Source organism: Rhizobium sp. P2_G2 (assembly GCF_056403555.1).
Genome location: NZ_JBFUFF010000025.1, coordinates 40,024 through 54,708 on the forward strand (window position 1 = coordinate 40,024; position 14,685 = coordinate 54,708).

Consider the following 14,685-nt stretch of genomic DNA (forward strand, 5'->3'; position numbering starts at 1 on the left):
CTTCCTCAGGCGGCGGCGAGCTGGACGGAGGAAAACCACTGGCGGAACTGGTCGCGTTCGGCTTCCGTCAGGTGCAGATAATGTTTGGTGCGGCGATAAAGGATGTCGTCGGCCGTCTGCGCCCATTCGCGGGCGACCAGGTAGCGGGCTTCCGCCTCATAGAACTGGCCGCCGAAATGGCGGCCCAAGCCCTCCAGGCTGATGGTCCGGCCGACGACGTCCCTGGCGCGGGTGCCGTAGAGCCGGCCATAGTGATGCAGGAGCCCGCGGTTCATCCAGGGATAAGCGTCGCGCAGACTGTTGGCAAAGGTCTCATAGTCGGCGTTCGCCATGTCGCCACCCGGCAGCGGCGCATGCTCGGTCCAGTTCTCGCCCATGTTTGGAAAAATGTGCTTGAGCCGCTGCATGCCGCGTTCGGCCAGTTCGCGAAACGTGGTGATCTTGCCGCCGAAGACATTGAGCAGCGGCGCACCGCCCGTCTCGTCGAGGTCGAAGACATAGTCGCGCGTCACCGCCGAAGGATTGCCCTTGCCGTCGTCGAACAGCGGCCGGACGCCGGAGAATGTGGTGATAATGTCCTGCCGGCGCAGCTTTTCCTTGAAGTAACGATTCACGGCGGCGAGCAGATAATCGATCTCTTTCTCGTCCGCCGCGACATCCTCGGCGCGGCCTTCATAGGCGATATCGGTGGTACCGATCAGCGCCTTGTCGCCCTCATAGGGGTTGATGAAGATCACCCGCTTGTCGTGGTTCTGCACCAGATAGGCATTGGCGCCCTGCCAGAATTTCGGCACGATGATGTGCGAGCCCTTGACCAGACGGACGTTGCGGCTGGAGTTGGAGCCGGCAACACGGCCGATGACATCCGACACCCAAGGGCCGGCGCAGTTGACCAGGCATTTTGCTTTATAGGTCGAGGTTTCGCCCGTCAGGCTGTTCCTGGTCGTGATCGTCCAGAGCTTGCCCTCGCGCCGGGCGGAGACGGCCGGTGTGCGGGTGAGCACCACGGCCCCCTTTTCCGCCGCGCCGACGGCATTGAGCACGACGAGGCGGGCGTCATCCACCCAGCAGTCGGAATATTCAAAGCCGCGCGTATATTGGTCGAGGATCGGAATGCCTTCCGGATCGCGGCGGAGATCGAGCGTGCGGGTTCCCGGCAAGCGCTTACGACCGCCGAGATGGTCATAGAGAAACAGTCCCAACCGCACGAGCCAGGCCGGGCGATCCTCCGGACTATGCGGCAGCACGAAGCGCATCGGCCAGATGATGTGTGGCGCGGCCTTGAGCAGCACTTCGCGCTCGATCAAAGCCTCGCGCACCAGCCGGAATTCGTAATATTCGAGATAGCGCAGACCACCATGCACCAGCTTGCCGGACCGCGATGACGTACCCTCCGCCAGATCGTCCTTCTCGCAAAGCACCACCGACAGGCCGCGACCAGCCGCATCGCGGGCAATGCCGGCGCCATTGATACCGCCGCCGATCACGAAGAGATCGTAGGTTTGCGTCATGCGTGTCTCCTTGTCGCCCGGCATCGCTTGCGCGACCGGCCAGGCATCGATCGAAATTTGTCAGCGCCCAGCGAGGATGCCCCAGGCCGGCGCAATGCCGCGGCGGATCTCGCCATAGGCAACAAACAGGCGCGCCATGCGCTCGACATCCGCCGAAGCAGGCAGCTCGGCCACCCCGAGATGCGGCGTTACCCAATCGGCAATGCAATCGTCCATGCTGCGATAGGCGCCGATCGCCACGGCCGCCATCATCGAGGCGCCGGCGGCACCGGCTTCCTCGCGCGACGAGACACGCACAGGTGCGTCGATGGCGGCAGCCAGCGTGTTGCGCAGGGCTGCGGATCGCGCGGCACCGCCGCTGACGCGCAGCTCCGATGGCAGCGCCCCCATGGCGGAGTAGCAATCGCAGGTCGCCATGCCCAAGCCTTCGATCACCGCCCGGACAAGATCGGGGAAACGATGCCGGCTGGAGAGGCCGCTGAAATTGGCGCGCGCTTTGGCGTCGACGAACGGACCACGTTCGCCGGCTTCTGAAATATAGGGATGATAGACCACCGCGCCCGGCTTGCTGGCCGCGAACCAGGCGTCGATGCGCGGGATCATGTCGCCGAGCTCGACCTCGACGCCGAATTCGCCCAGCAGATCGGCGCCGAGCTGCAGCAGCCAATCGAGATTGATCGTCGCCCCCATATTGGTCTGCACTTGGGTGACGATGCCGGGAATGGGCAGCGCAATGACATAACCGGTGCGCTCGCTGTTGAGGAACACGTCATCCACCGATTTGGCGAGCAGATGCACCCCGGTCGAGCCTATGGCGGAACAGGCGGCGTTCATGCCGCCACTGCGGACGCCGGCACCGAGCGCCGTCATCGCCATATCGACATAGCCGAGTGAGACGGGTGTGCCGGCCTTGAGCCCACAGGCAGCAGCAGCGTCTGCCGTCAGCGAGTGGGTGCCCTCCGTGCCCTCGATCACATCGGGCAGCAAGGCCCGGCGCTGTCGTAGGCCGAGCGCATCGAGCACGATGTCATCATACTGTCGGGTACGAAAATTGCCGAAGGTGAAGCTCACTTCGGAAGGGTCGGTGGCGCGCACGCCAGTCAGGTTGAGATAGAGCCAGTCCTTGCAGTGCAGCGCCACTTCGCTACGGTCGAGCAGCTCGCGGCAATGGCGCTGCATGTGCGCCATCTGGCTGCCCTGCTGACAGGTGTTCAGCCCGGTACCGGTAGCTTCGAAGCGGGCGCGATCCGCTCCGGAGTTTGCGAGTTCTTCAACCGTCGGTGCCGCACGAGCATCGAGCCACAGCCAGGCATCGGTTACGGGCTTATTGTCCGCGCCGACCAGCCAGGTGCCGTCGCCCTGCCCAGTCACAGCGATCGCGGCCGTCCGCTGTGCCAGCCGCTCGACCCTGTCCTTCAGCAGCAGCAAAGCGCGGACGCAATCGGCCCAGGTCTGGTTGAGTGATTGCGTGACCGCGCCACCGTCGCCGACGTGATAGGAATTGCGCACGGATGCACTGGCAACTTGCCGCCCCGAGGTCGAGAAAGCGACGGCCTTCATCACGGACGTGCCGGCATCGATGCCGATGATCAGATCCGCCTCGTCCGTCACACCGTCACCTTCCTGGGGCATTCGAGCGTCGAGGCAGACAGGAACTGCCAGGAAAACAGCATTTCATCCTCCCCATAGTCGTCGAGACGTGCCGGCGGCGCGATGGCGTTCATGACAATCGCATGCGCAGCGGGCGGCGGCGAAACCGTCCTGCAGTCAACATAACATATCATTCTCTAATTTCACTTGAAAACATATCACAAAGTTATCGTATGTCGCGTAAAATTTTTCTCGTTGCGTATTTTTTTTCATATGTGATGAAATCCGAATGGAAAGAAATGCGAGCGAGGAAGCCGCGAGGCGGGACGCGTGATGGGGCTTGGTTTTCCAGCGCGCTTTATCGACGCTGGTGCGCGAGTGTTGCGAGAGCCCCGAAAATATATGTTTATAATCAATATATTGATAAAGATATCGGAAAGTCATCGTAATTTTTTGCAGCGCCGAAGAAGTCATTCAGAGAATTTTGCAGCAGCAAAAAGATGCGCTCCGTGACTGGAGAAAGAGGAGTGTCTGCGACCCGCTCAAATGTGCTGAGCCCCAAAAAACGCAAAATCGACCGTTGACAGCCTATGATAACTTAACATATCTTTTGCTGCATCTAACATGCAGATATCGCAGCGCAACAATGCATGCGCTGCCATGTCAGGCCGGTCACAGAGACGGGTCCGGCATATTTGATGGGAGGACATTGTGGAGCTTTGCCGGAGACCGGGCACATCGCCGTGCCCCACCCAGACAGGCATTTGCCTGCGTGAGGCAGCGAGCGTGCCGGATCACGAGCGATACCGAAGCTGACGCCCTGCCTTGATGCTCCTCGATAGTCTTTGCCACATCCACGGTCGCCGGACATGACTGACAACGCCAAACGAAAATCTGCCGCGTCTTCCAAGACCTATCGCTGGATTGGCATCGCCGCGGTGGTGGTTCTGGTCGCGGCCATGGCGCTTGATACGACGGTGGTGAAGATCGGCTCGGCGCATGATGTGCGTGAGCAGAAATTCTCGCCTGAAAGCTTTGGCGAGAAGCAGTTCCCAGAGATCAAGGCGGATGTCGAGAAGCGCGCGGTGCCCGCGGCCGACCTCGCCAAGGCCGTAATGGCCGACAAGAAGGCAGCCGGCGCGAAATATGGCGTGGCGACATCGACCGGGCCTGTTCTTCCGGTCTCTTTCACTGGCGTTGTGGGCGAGCGTAAGTCGAATTTCAACACGTTCAAGATCGACGGCCTGCCGCCGGAAATCACCGTTCGGGTCCAGACCGGCCCGGCGCTGAACGGCACGGATCTGCGTGACGCCACCGGAAAAATCCAGTTCGGCCAGTTCACCAACCAGATCGAATACCAGGATGCCGGCTCAGCCATCAACAACGAGGTCAAGAAGAAGATTCTCGCCGGCATCGACCCCAACACTCTGACCGGCAAGACGGTCAGCGTCGTCGGTGTCTTCAAGCTCATCAATCCGAAGAACTGGATTGTCACGCCGGTGAGGTTCGACGTCAAATGAGCGAGGTCGTCGAAAACGGACAAAAGGGCGAAGTCGTGCTGGCCGCGCGCAATGTCGCCAAGTCCTATGGCAGCATCCATGCCCTCAAGGGCGTCAATTTCGATATCCATCGCGGCCAGGTGACGACCTTGTTCGGCGAGAACGGCGCCGGCAAGTCGACCTTGATGAAAATCCTTTCCGGCGTCGTGCCGCCGACGTCAGGCGACATCATTCTCGATGGCCAGCAGATCGCGTTCGCGTCATCCTCCCAAGCCCGCGACCATGGCATTTCCATCATCCATCAGGAGCTCAGCCTCGCGCCCAACATGAATGTGCGTGACAACATCTTCATGGGCCGCGAGATCACCACGCCGACCGGCGTCGATTTCGCCGAGGAAGAGCGCCAGACGCGGCTCCTGATGAAGGAACTGGAAGAGAATATCGACCCCTTGACCAAGGTCGAGGACCTGCGCCTCGGCCAGCAGCAGATCGTCGAGATCGCCCGCGCACTGTCGGTCAATTCGCGCATCCTGATCATGGACGAGCCGACCTCGGCGCTGTCGGCGACGGAAGTCGAGGTGCTGTTCAAGGTCATCCGCGACCTCACCAGCCGCGGCGTCTCCATTGTCTATATCTCGCATCATCTCGAAGAAGCGCTGCAGATCACCCATCATGCCGTGGTGCTGCGCGACGGCACGATGACCGCCTACGCGCAACGCAAGGATATCGATCTCGAATGGATCGTCCGGCACATGGTCGGCGACAATTTCGATCTCGGCTCGCCGCCGACGGGCTATCAGATGGGCGACGTGGCGCTTGCCATCGAGGGCCTGACAGTGCCCGATCCGTCCGGCGCGCATTTCTCGGTCGTCGACAAGCTGTCGCTGTCTGTTCGCGCCGGCGAAATAGTCTGCATCTATGGGCTTATGGGTGCCGGGCGCACCGAGTTGTTGGAATCGGTGGCCGGCAAGCTGCGCTCGACGGCGGGCAAGGTGCTGCTCAAGGGCCGCGACATCACCGGCCAGTCGATTCCACAATGCATCCAGGACGGTCTGGTCCTGGTTCCGGAAGACCGGCAGCGCGACGGGCTGGTGCAGACCATGAGCGTGGGTAAGAACCTGTCGCTTGCCAGTCTCGGCGCGTTCACCCGCGGTCTCTTCACCTCTTTCGCCCGGGAGGCTGGGCTGGTCGGTGAGTCCATCCGGAAGGTCCATATCAAGACCGACGGTGGTGCGGCCCCTATCGGCTCGCTGTCGGGCGGCAACCAGCAGAAGGTCGTGATCGGCAAGATGCTGGCGACCGAGCCCGAAGTGATGCTGCTCGACGAGCCGAGCCGCGGCATCGACATCGGTGCCAAGGCCGAGGTCTTCCGGCTGCTCGCCGAGCGCGCCAGGACCGGCCTCGCCGTCATCTACACCACGTCGGAAGTTGGCGAATGCCTGAGCATCGCTCACCGCATCATCGTCATGCGGCGCGGCCGCATCTCGGCGGAATTCGGTCCGGACGCGACCAAGGAACAAATCATGGCTGCTTCGGGCGAAGCTGTGGTCACACACTAGCCTGGGCGGAGGAGCGATCAGAATGGCAGTCACAACCGCATCCGACAGCAAAGCCGCCGTTTCGGCTGGAAGGCGCAAGAAAGGGTTCATCGAGCGCCTGTTCGACGGCCGCGCTTTCTTCGCGCTGATCGCCATCGTCGTCGTCTTCTCGGTCCTGTCGCCGAACTATTTCACGCTCAGCAATTTCCTGATCATGGCTTCGCATGTCGCGATCTACGGCCTGCTTGCCATAGGCATGTTGCTGGTGATCCTTAACGGCGGCATTGATCTTTCGGTGGGTTCGACGCTTGGCCTGTCGGGCGTGATCGCCGGCTTCCTGATGCAGGGTGTGATGATCGAGCAATTCGGCATCATCCTTTATCCGCCGGTCTGGGTGGTCGTGGTGCTGACCTGCCTGCTTGGCGCCGTCGTCGGCGCGGTCAACGGCGTGCTGATCGCCTACCTCAAGGTACCGGCTTTCGTCGCCACGCTGGGCGTGCTCTATGTGGCGCGCGGCATTGCGCTGTTGATCACCAGTGGCCTGACCTACAATAACCTTGGCGGTCGTCCAGAACTTGGCAATACCGGCTTCGACTGGCTCGGCTTCAACCGCCTGGGCGGCGTACCGATCGGCGTCATCACGCTGGCCGTTTTCGCCATCGTCGCCGCCATCCTGCTGTCGCGCACAGCCTTCGGCCGCTGGCTTTATTCTTCGGGCGGCAACGAGCGCGCCGCCGAACTGTCCGGCGTGCCGGTCAAGCGCGTAAAGATCACCGTCTACGTGCTTTCCGGCATCTGCGCGGCGGTGGCCGGCCTGGTCCTGTCCTCCCAGTTGACCTCGGCCGGCCCCACCGCCGGCGGCTCCTACGAACTGACCGCGATTGCCGCTGTCGTCATCGGCGGCGCGGCGCTGACCGGCGGCCGCGGCACGGTGGTCGGCACCATGCTCGGCGCCTTCGTCATCGGCTTTCTCTCGGACGGTCTCGTGATTGTCGGTGTCTCCGCCTACTGGCAGACGGTCTTCACAGGTGCGGTGATCGTGCTCGCGGTCCTGCTCAACAGCATCAAATACAGTCGCCGCTGACGGCAATGGCAGCGACTGAATGGAACTTCGCCGCAGTCGGTCAATGGCCGGCCACGGCAAGCATGGCCGGAAACCGGCACAATCTGAGCTCATCAAAAAGGGAGTGAGACTATGTTCAGAAGAGGAATGCGCGTACTTTTGGCCGCCGCCGCAGTTGCCCCGTTGCTGGCCAGCAGCGCCTGGGCCGGCGGACTGATCTCCATCATCGTCACCGATCCGGCCAACCCGTACTGGCTGACCGAAGGCCAGGTGGCCAAGGCGACCGCCGAAAAGCTCGGCTACACCGCCAATGTCGCCGCCCACAAGGGTGACACCAATGCCGAAAGCAACCTGATCGACACCGCGATCACCAACAAATCGGTCGCCATCATCCTCGATCCGGCCAATGCCGATGGCTCGGTCGGTGCGGTCAAGAAGGCTGTCGCCGCCAATATCCCGGTCTTCCTCGTCAACGCCGAAATCAACCAGGAAGGCCTCGCCAAGGCGCAGCTCGTCTCCAACAACGCCCAGGGTGCCGCTATCGGTGCGCAGCAATGGGTCGAAGCGATCGGCGACAAGGGCAATTATGCCGAACTGTTCGGCAACCCGGCCGACAACAATGCCGCCACCCGTTCGAACGGTTATGAGACTGTTCTGACGCAGTATCCGGACCTGAAGAAGGTCGCCAAGGAAGTGGCGGATTGGGATCGCACCAAGGGCCATGACAAGATGCAGTCCATGCTGCAGGCGCACCCAGACATCGTCGGTGTGATCTCCGGCAATGACGAAATGGCGCTGGGCGCCATCGCGGCACTCAAGGAAGCCGGCAAGCTGTCGCAGGTCAAGGTCGGCGGCTTCGACGGTTCGCCGGATGCGGTCGCCGCGATCAAGGCGGGCGAGATGCAGTATACCGTCCTTCAGCCGGTTGCCGTGTTCTCCGCCGAAGCCGTCAAGCAGGCCGACAACTTCATCAAGACCGGTAAGACTGGCGTCGATCACGAAAAGCAGCTCTTCGACTGCCTCTTGATCACCAAGGACAATATCGACAAGTACACCGGCCCGTTCACGCTCAGCCAGTGATCCCGACTTGGGGAGCGCCGGTTTGCCGGCGCCTCCGCCTTCGCCGCCACGACAGGTTTTCTTGATTTCGCGTGCAATCCGAGGCTTGCCCAGCGGCCTTTGCCTTGGCGCCCGATCCGAGATACGAGACGGTTCATCCTCGATTTCAAGACAGGGGCGATCGTGAACAGGAAAGTGGATGTCAAGGACCTTCTCTCAGAGGAATTGCCGAGCGACAGCCGGCATGCCCGCCAGCTGGTAAGGCGGCAATTGATTGCCGAGACTGTGATCGCCGAAGGCTCGCTGCGCATCGAGGATCTGACCGAACGTTTCGGCATCAGCCTGATGACGGCGCATCGCGACGTCGATGATCTTGTCAGCCGCGGCCTGTTCCGCAAGACGCGCGGAATCGTCTCCGCTGCCCCGACCAGTCTGATCGAATCGAGTGACGCCTACCGCGCCACCCGCCAGCCGAAGGAGAAGAAGGCGATTGCCAGAGCCGCGATGAATTTCGTCGAACCCGGCCAGGCGATCTTCCTCGATGACGCCACGACCGTGCATGAAATGGCGGGCCTGCTGCCGGCCAAGGTGCCGCTGACGGTGATCACCAATTCGCTCGTCCTGATCAACGACCTCAAGGACATCAACGACCTGAACCTCATCTGTCTCGGCGGCCAGTTCTACAATTGGTGCAATGCCTTCATGGGCCATATCACCATCAACGAGATTCGCCGCATGCGGGCCGATACCGTGTTCATGTCGCTGTCGGCGATCATCGACGACATCGTCTTCCACCAATCTCCGGACACGGTAGAGACCAAGCGGGCAATGTTCGAATGCGCTGAGCGCCGCGTTCTGTTGGCCGACCACACCAAGTTCGAGCGGCGTGCCCTGCACCGGTTCGCCGCACTCGAGGAATTCGACGCCGTCATCGTCGACGAGGACATTCCGATCGCCCATCTGTCGCGCATGCGCGCCAAGGGGATCAAGGTCGTCGTGGCGGAGGGCGAGCGTCCGCTCTGAAGTTTCGCGGCCGGGATGGGTGCGCGGGGCTTCATTCGCTACTGAATGGAGGCGCAAATGCCCTGCATCCTGGGTATAGACAGCGGGCTGACCATGACCAAGGCGGTCGTGTTTGATGCCGATAGCGAGGTGCTGTCCGTCGCCCGCCGGCGCGTGCCGCAACTGATCCGGAAGCCGCGTCATGTCGAGCGCGACATGGATGGCATGTGGGCCGCAACGGCCGAAGCCATCCACGAAGCGATCACGGCCAGCGGACGCCCGGCAACGGATATCGTCGCCGTGGCGGCAACGGCGCATGGGGATGGTATCTATCTTCTCGATGGCGCCGGCCGGCCACTCGGCAACGCGATCGTCTCGCTCGATACGCGCTCCGGCGACATCGCCGATGACTGGAATGCCGGTGAAGTCGGGGCGCTATCGCTGACACTGACCGGGCAGCGCCCGCATGCCTCGGCCCCCTCCGCCATTCTGCGCTGGATCAAGCAGAACGAGCCGGATCGCTACGGCAAGATTGCCCATTTCATCGCCGCCAAGGATTGGCTGGTCTACTGCCTTTCCGGCACGATCGGTACGGATCGGACCGAAGCCAGTACGTCTTTCGCGGATGTCAACACGCAAGCTTTCACCGACGATGCTTTCCGGCTGTTTGGCCTGGATGAACTTGCGGGCAAAAAGCCGTCGATGGCCGTCTCCACCGAGATTGTCGGTCGTGTCACGGCCAACGCGGCGCGGCTGTCCGGTCTGGCGGACGGCACGCCTGTCGTTGCCGGCCTGCATGACGTGACCGCCTCGGCGCTCGGCATTGGCGGTTACCGCAAGGATGTCGTCGCGGTGATTGCGGGCACCTATTCGATCAATGAGACTGTATCGGACCATCCCAAAGTCGACGGCCGCTGGTTCTGCCGCAACGGCATATTGCCCGGCGAGTGGAACAATATGTCGATCTCGCCCGCATCGACGGCGAATTACGACTGGTTCATCGATCAGCTCTGCGTCCGCGAAAGCCGCGAAGCCGAATCCTCAGGAACCAGCATCCACACCATACTCAGTGAGGAATTCGAGCGCGCGCGCAAAAAACCTTCGAGCGTGCTCTTCCATCCCTACCTGTTCGGCTCGCCCTTCGGCGGCGCGTCGAGCGCCGGTTTCTTCGGCATCAATGCCTGGCATGATCGCGGCGACATGGTGCGCGCCGTGCTCGAAGGCATTGCCTTCAACCACCGCATTCATGTCGATGCGCTGCTGGATGGTTTTAGACCCAAATCCGCACGGCTGACCGGCGGCATATCCCGCAATCCCGCTTTGGCCGGCCTGTTTGCCGATATTCTCGGCCTGCCCGTCACCGCGACCAGGACGGAAGAGGCGGCAGCCTGGGGCGCGGCGCTCTGCGCTGGCGTCGGCGCTGGCCTGTTTGCCGAGCCGACAGCCGATCCGCGCAATCTCGAAGCGCTGGAAACGACTTATTATCCCGACGCTGCGCGCCAAAAAACCTACGACGAGAAATACGCCGTTTTCCTCGAACTCGCCGAGACGATGAAACCCTTGTGGCGAAAGCTGCAGATACTGGGTTCAGCACAGGAATGAGATGATGCAAGTGATCGACAGTAACGTCCAGGCCGGCAAGACGGGAGGAAATGCGCCGGATCTGGTGGAGGAATATGATGTCATCATCCTGGGCGCCGGCGTCAACGGCGCCGGGCTGTTTCGCGAGCTCAGTCTGCAAGGCGTCAATTGCCTGATCGTCGATAAGGCGGATTTCGGCTCGGGCACCAGTGCCGCGCCGTCGCGGCTCATCCATGGTGGCATCAAATATCTGGAGACGGGTGAATTCGGCCTCGTGTCGCAATCGACGCTGGAGCGCAATCTGCTGCTCAAGAATGCACCGCATTGCGTCGAACCGCTGCCGACCTTTGTCCCGTCCTTCTCGCTGATGAAGGGGGCGTGGGCGGCGTTGCGCACGTTGTTTGGTTCGACGACCGCACCCCGCAGCCGTGGCGCCCTGTTGATCAAGATCGGCCTGGCGCTCTATGATATTTACGGTGCCCGTCATCGTGTCATGCCGAAGCACCAATTCCTGTTCCGGCAGGCAGCACTCCGGGAAATGCCGGAGGTGACGCCGCGCATCGTCGCCGGCGGCATCTATTATGATGCGCGGATCACGCGGCCGGAACGGCTGGTATGGGAACTGATCAAGGACGGGCTCGACGCCAATCCGCGATCGCGCGCCGAAAACTTCGTCACCCTTGAAGGGCGGGATGGTGGCGTTCTCAGGCTTCGCAACAGCGTGGGTTCGCTTCGTCTCGCCAAAGCCCAGGTCGTCGTCAACGCCGCTGGCCCGTGGATCGATCATGTCAATGCCACGCTTGGCGTCGACAAAAAACTGGTCGGCGGCACCAAGGGCTCGCATATCCTGCTCGACCATCCTGAGCTGGTGAAAAGCCTCAAAGGCCGGATGATCTATTTCGAAGCCGATGACGGCCGCATCTGCCTGGTCTACGAGGCCTTCGGTCTCGCACTCGTCGGCTCTACAGATATCAAAGCAGACAATCCCGATACGGTGAAATGCGAGGAAGACGAGATCGATTATTTCCTCGAAAGCCTGAAATCGCTGCTGCCGCGGCTGAGCTTTGGCCGCGACCAGATCGTCTATGCCTATAGCGGCATCCGACCGCTACCGGCCTCGGATGCGAGTGCGCCGGGGCTTATCAGCCGCGATCATTCCTCGCCGACATTCGAGCCGGAGGAGGGGCGGCCTTTTGCTTTGGTCTCGCTGGTTGGCGGCAAATGGACCACGTTCCGTGGCTTTGCGGAAGAGGTCGCTGATAATATGATAAGCCGGCTAAGCAAAAAGCGAATCCGGAGCACGCAGACCTTGCCGATCGGGGGCGGCCGCGATTTCCCGACCGATCCGGCCGCGCGCCGCCGCTGGGTGGAGGGAAGATCGAAACAAAGCGGCCTGACTGCCGAACGGGTGGAAGCCTTGCTCAGCCGTTACGGCACCACGGCGGATCAGGTCATGGCCCATTTGCCGGATGCCGGAAACGATGCACCGCTCACCCATCTGCCGGATTTCAGCGCCGTTGAAGTCGCCTGGCTGGCGCGGTCGGAAATGGTGGTCCATCTTGCTGATCTCGTCATGCGCCGGACGACCCTGGCGATCGAGGGCAGAATGACGACTGCGGCAATCGACGAGCTCTCCGTTGCCGCGGCGCAGGCGCTCGGCTGGGATGAAGTGCGGCGGCGTGATGAGGTTGCGGCGCTGACGGCGCATCTGGCGACTTATCATCGCGTCAGGCTTTGACGCCTGAAAAACTTGCTGAATAGCCGCCGGAACGGCCTTCCCTCCTGGTGAGCGTTGAGTCATCTTCCAGCCGCCCTGAAGGTGTTCGCATGTGGCAAAGACCCTCTCTGGCCTGCCGGCCATCTCCCCCACAAGGGGGGAGAAGACTCGCGGCGCGCTCCCTGCCTCAATTGGGGCTACGAGGGTGCGGCCGGGTTAGGCCCCTCCCCCTTGTGGGGGTCCGCAGGAGGGGCCGAGACGAGTGGCTCGACCCTGAAAGTTGGGGCGGGGTCTTAGCGCCATATGCAATCGCTGCTGTGGCTGCCGGGGAAGATAGAGTTGCGGCCGGACGCACGGGCTACATTGGAGGACTGCCATGACCAAGATCGTTGACGACGCTGAGGCCTTTGCTTCCTCCGCACTTGCAGGATTCGCGCAGGTCTATGGACGCTATGTCAGGCTGGTCAAGGGCGGCGTCGTCCGCTCGACGAAGGTGCCTGAGGGTAAAGTCTCCATCATCGTGGGCGGCGGCTCCGGGCACTATCCGGCCTTCGCCGGCTATGTCGGCCCCGGCATGGCGGACGCGGCTGTGGCCGGCGAGATCTTCGCTTCGCCTTCGACGGCGGCGGTGGCGCGCGTCTGCCGCAATGCTCATTTCGGTGGCGGCATCATTCTCGGCTTTGGCAATTATGCGGGCGATGTGCTGAATTTCGGCGTCGCGGCCGAGCGTCTGCGGGCGGAAGGCATGGATGTACGCATCTTGACCGTCACCGACGATGTCGCCAGTGCACCGGCCGACAGGCAATTTCAGCGCCGGGGCATTGCCGGCGATTTCGTCGTCTTCAAGGTAGCGGGTGCCGCGGCCGAGGCTGGATTGCCGATCGATGAAGTCGAGCGGATCACCCGCCATGCCAATGCCCGAACCTTCTCCTTCGGTGTGGCCTTCGGCGGCTGCACGTTGCCCGGCGCCCGCGAGCCGCTGTTTACAGTGCTCAAGGGCATGATGGCGCTTGGCCTCGGCATTCACGGCGAGCCCGGCATCCGCGATGCTGAGATCGCCACGGCCAGCGAACTGGCGAAACTGCTGGTCGACACGGTGCTCGCCGAGCGTCCGGCCGGTGCGGCGCGCGCCGCCGTGCTGCTCAACGGCCTCGGCGCCACCAAATATGAAGAGCTCTTTGTGCTCTGGGGCGTCGTCGAGTCGCTGCTGCAGGCGCACGGCATCGACATCGTCCAGCCGGAAGTCGGCGAATATGTCACCAGCCTCGATATGCAGGGCTGCTCGCTCACCGTCATGTGGCTGGACGACGCGTTGGAACGGTTCTGGACTGCCCCGTGTGACACGCCGGTTTTCCGCCGCGGCGAGACGTTTCATACGGAGCCTGCCAATGTGACCACCGGACCGGACGATCCGGAGCCGACCTACCCAGCGGCGGCTGAAACGTCACAACGCTGCGCCGAATGCCTGTCCTCGATTCTCGACGCCATGGTTGCAGCGCTGACCGATGCAGAAGCCGAACTCGGCAGGATCGATGCGGTGGCCGGTGACGGCGATCACGGTCAGGGCATGCGCCGCGGTGCGACAGCGGCCCGTGACGCCATGCGACATGCCGTCGCCAAGGGTGCCGGCGCCCGCAGTTCGCTGGCCGCGGCCGGCGATGCCTGGGCAGACAGGGCAGGCGGCACGTCGGGCGCCATTTGGGGCCTGCTGCTGCGCGCCTGGAGCGGAGCGTTTTCCGACGATCGCGAAATCGCGGCGGCCGAGGTCGTCGCGGGAGCCAGGCTGGCGCTCGACGATGTCATGCGTCTTGGTGGCGCAAAGCCCGGCGACAAGACGCTCGTCGATGCCTTCGTACCATTCGTCGAGGCGCTGGAAAGGACATTCGCCGGCGGCGAAACGCTCGACCGGGCATGGTACGTCGCCAGTGACGCCTGCGAGGCTGCTGCACAAGCGACAGTGCCGCTCAGGCCACGGCTTGGCCGGGCAAGACCGCTTGCGGAGCGCAGCATTGGTCATCCCGATGCTGGTGCCATTTCACTGTCGCTCATCGCCAGAACGGTGGGTCAGAAGCTGGGCTCGGTCCCGTCGGAATGAATATGCAGATCGGCAGGCTTGCGACGATCC

General features: G+C 62.4%; 10 protein-coding genes. 8 read left to right on the forward strand and 2 right to left on the reverse strand.

The window, feature by feature from the left end; translation table 11 throughout:
• Window positions 1-5: 5 nt before the first annotated feature.
• Both AC1D06_RS18950 and AC1D06_RS18955 read right to left on the reverse strand, forming a co-directional pair.
• Window positions 6-1,511, reverse strand: coding sequence for a glycerol-3-phosphate dehydrogenase (locus tag AC1D06_RS18950; RefSeq protein ID WP_477987431.1), 1,506 nt, complete (start codon window positions 1,509-1,511; stop codon window positions 6-8).
• 60 nt (window positions 1,512-1,571) lie between these two features.
• The gene (locus tag AC1D06_RS18955; protein WP_477987432.1) at window positions 1,572-3,143 is read right to left on the reverse strand and encodes an FGGY family carbohydrate kinase; all 1,572 of its coding nucleotides are present in this window, start codon (window positions 3,141-3,143) and stop codon (window positions 1,572-1,574) included.
• Window positions 3,144-3,970: 827 nt separating this feature from the next.
• Between AC1D06_RS18955 and AC1D06_RS18960 the strand changes: the two genes are divergently transcribed.
• The 8 genes from AC1D06_RS18960 to AC1D06_RS18995 all read left to right on the forward strand — a co-directional run bounded on the left by AC1D06_RS18960 (window position 3,971) and on the right by AC1D06_RS18995 (window position 14,655).
• Window positions 3,971-4,621 (forward strand): DUF2291 family protein, encoded by a 651-nt coding sequence (locus tag AC1D06_RS18960; protein WP_477987433.1) that lies wholly within the window; start codon window positions 3,971-3,973, stop codon window positions 4,619-4,621.
• Window positions 4,618-6,159, forward strand: a complete 1,542-nt coding sequence (locus AC1D06_RS18965) for a sugar ABC transporter ATP-binding protein (protein ID WP_477987434.1) — start codon at window positions 4,618-4,620, stop codon at window positions 6,157-6,159. The genes AC1D06_RS18960 and AC1D06_RS18965 overlap by 4 nt, the downstream gene beginning before the upstream one ends.
• Before the next feature lie 22 nt (window positions 6,160-6,181).
• Window positions 6,182-7,222: an ABC transporter permease gene (locus tag AC1D06_RS18970; RefSeq protein ID WP_477987436.1), complete on the forward strand. Its 1,041-nt coding sequence runs from the start codon at window positions 6,182-6,184 to the stop codon at window positions 7,220-7,222.
• A gap of 111 nt (window positions 7,223-7,333) precedes the next feature.
• The gene (locus AC1D06_RS18975) at window positions 7,334-8,281 is read left to right on the forward strand and encodes a substrate-binding domain-containing protein (protein ID WP_477987437.1); all 948 of its coding nucleotides are present in this window, start codon (window positions 7,334-7,336) and stop codon (window positions 8,279-8,281) included.
• A gap of 159 nt (window positions 8,282-8,440) precedes the next feature.
• Window positions 8,441-9,283, forward strand: a complete 843-nt coding sequence (locus AC1D06_RS18980; RefSeq protein WP_477987467.1) for a DeoR/GlpR family DNA-binding transcription regulator — start codon at window positions 8,441-8,443, stop codon at window positions 9,281-9,283.
• 57 nt (window positions 9,284-9,340) lie between these two features.
• Window positions 9,341-10,864, forward strand: coding sequence for an FGGY-family carbohydrate kinase (locus AC1D06_RS18985; RefSeq protein WP_477987439.1), 1,524 nt, complete (start codon window positions 9,341-9,343; stop codon window positions 10,862-10,864).
• Window positions 10,865-10,868: 4 nt separating this feature from the next.
• On the forward strand, window positions 10,869-12,581 hold the full coding sequence (locus AC1D06_RS18990) for a glycerol-3-phosphate dehydrogenase/oxidase (protein ID WP_477987440.1): 1,713 nt from the start codon (window positions 10,869-10,871) through the stop codon (window positions 12,579-12,581).
• A 355-nt stretch (window positions 12,582-12,936) separates the two neighbouring features.
• Window positions 12,937-14,655: a dihydroxyacetone kinase family protein gene (locus tag AC1D06_RS18995; RefSeq protein ID WP_477884332.1), complete on the forward strand. Its 1,719-nt coding sequence runs from the start codon at window positions 12,937-12,939 to the stop codon at window positions 14,653-14,655.
• Window positions 14,656-14,685 lie beyond the last annotated feature (30 nt).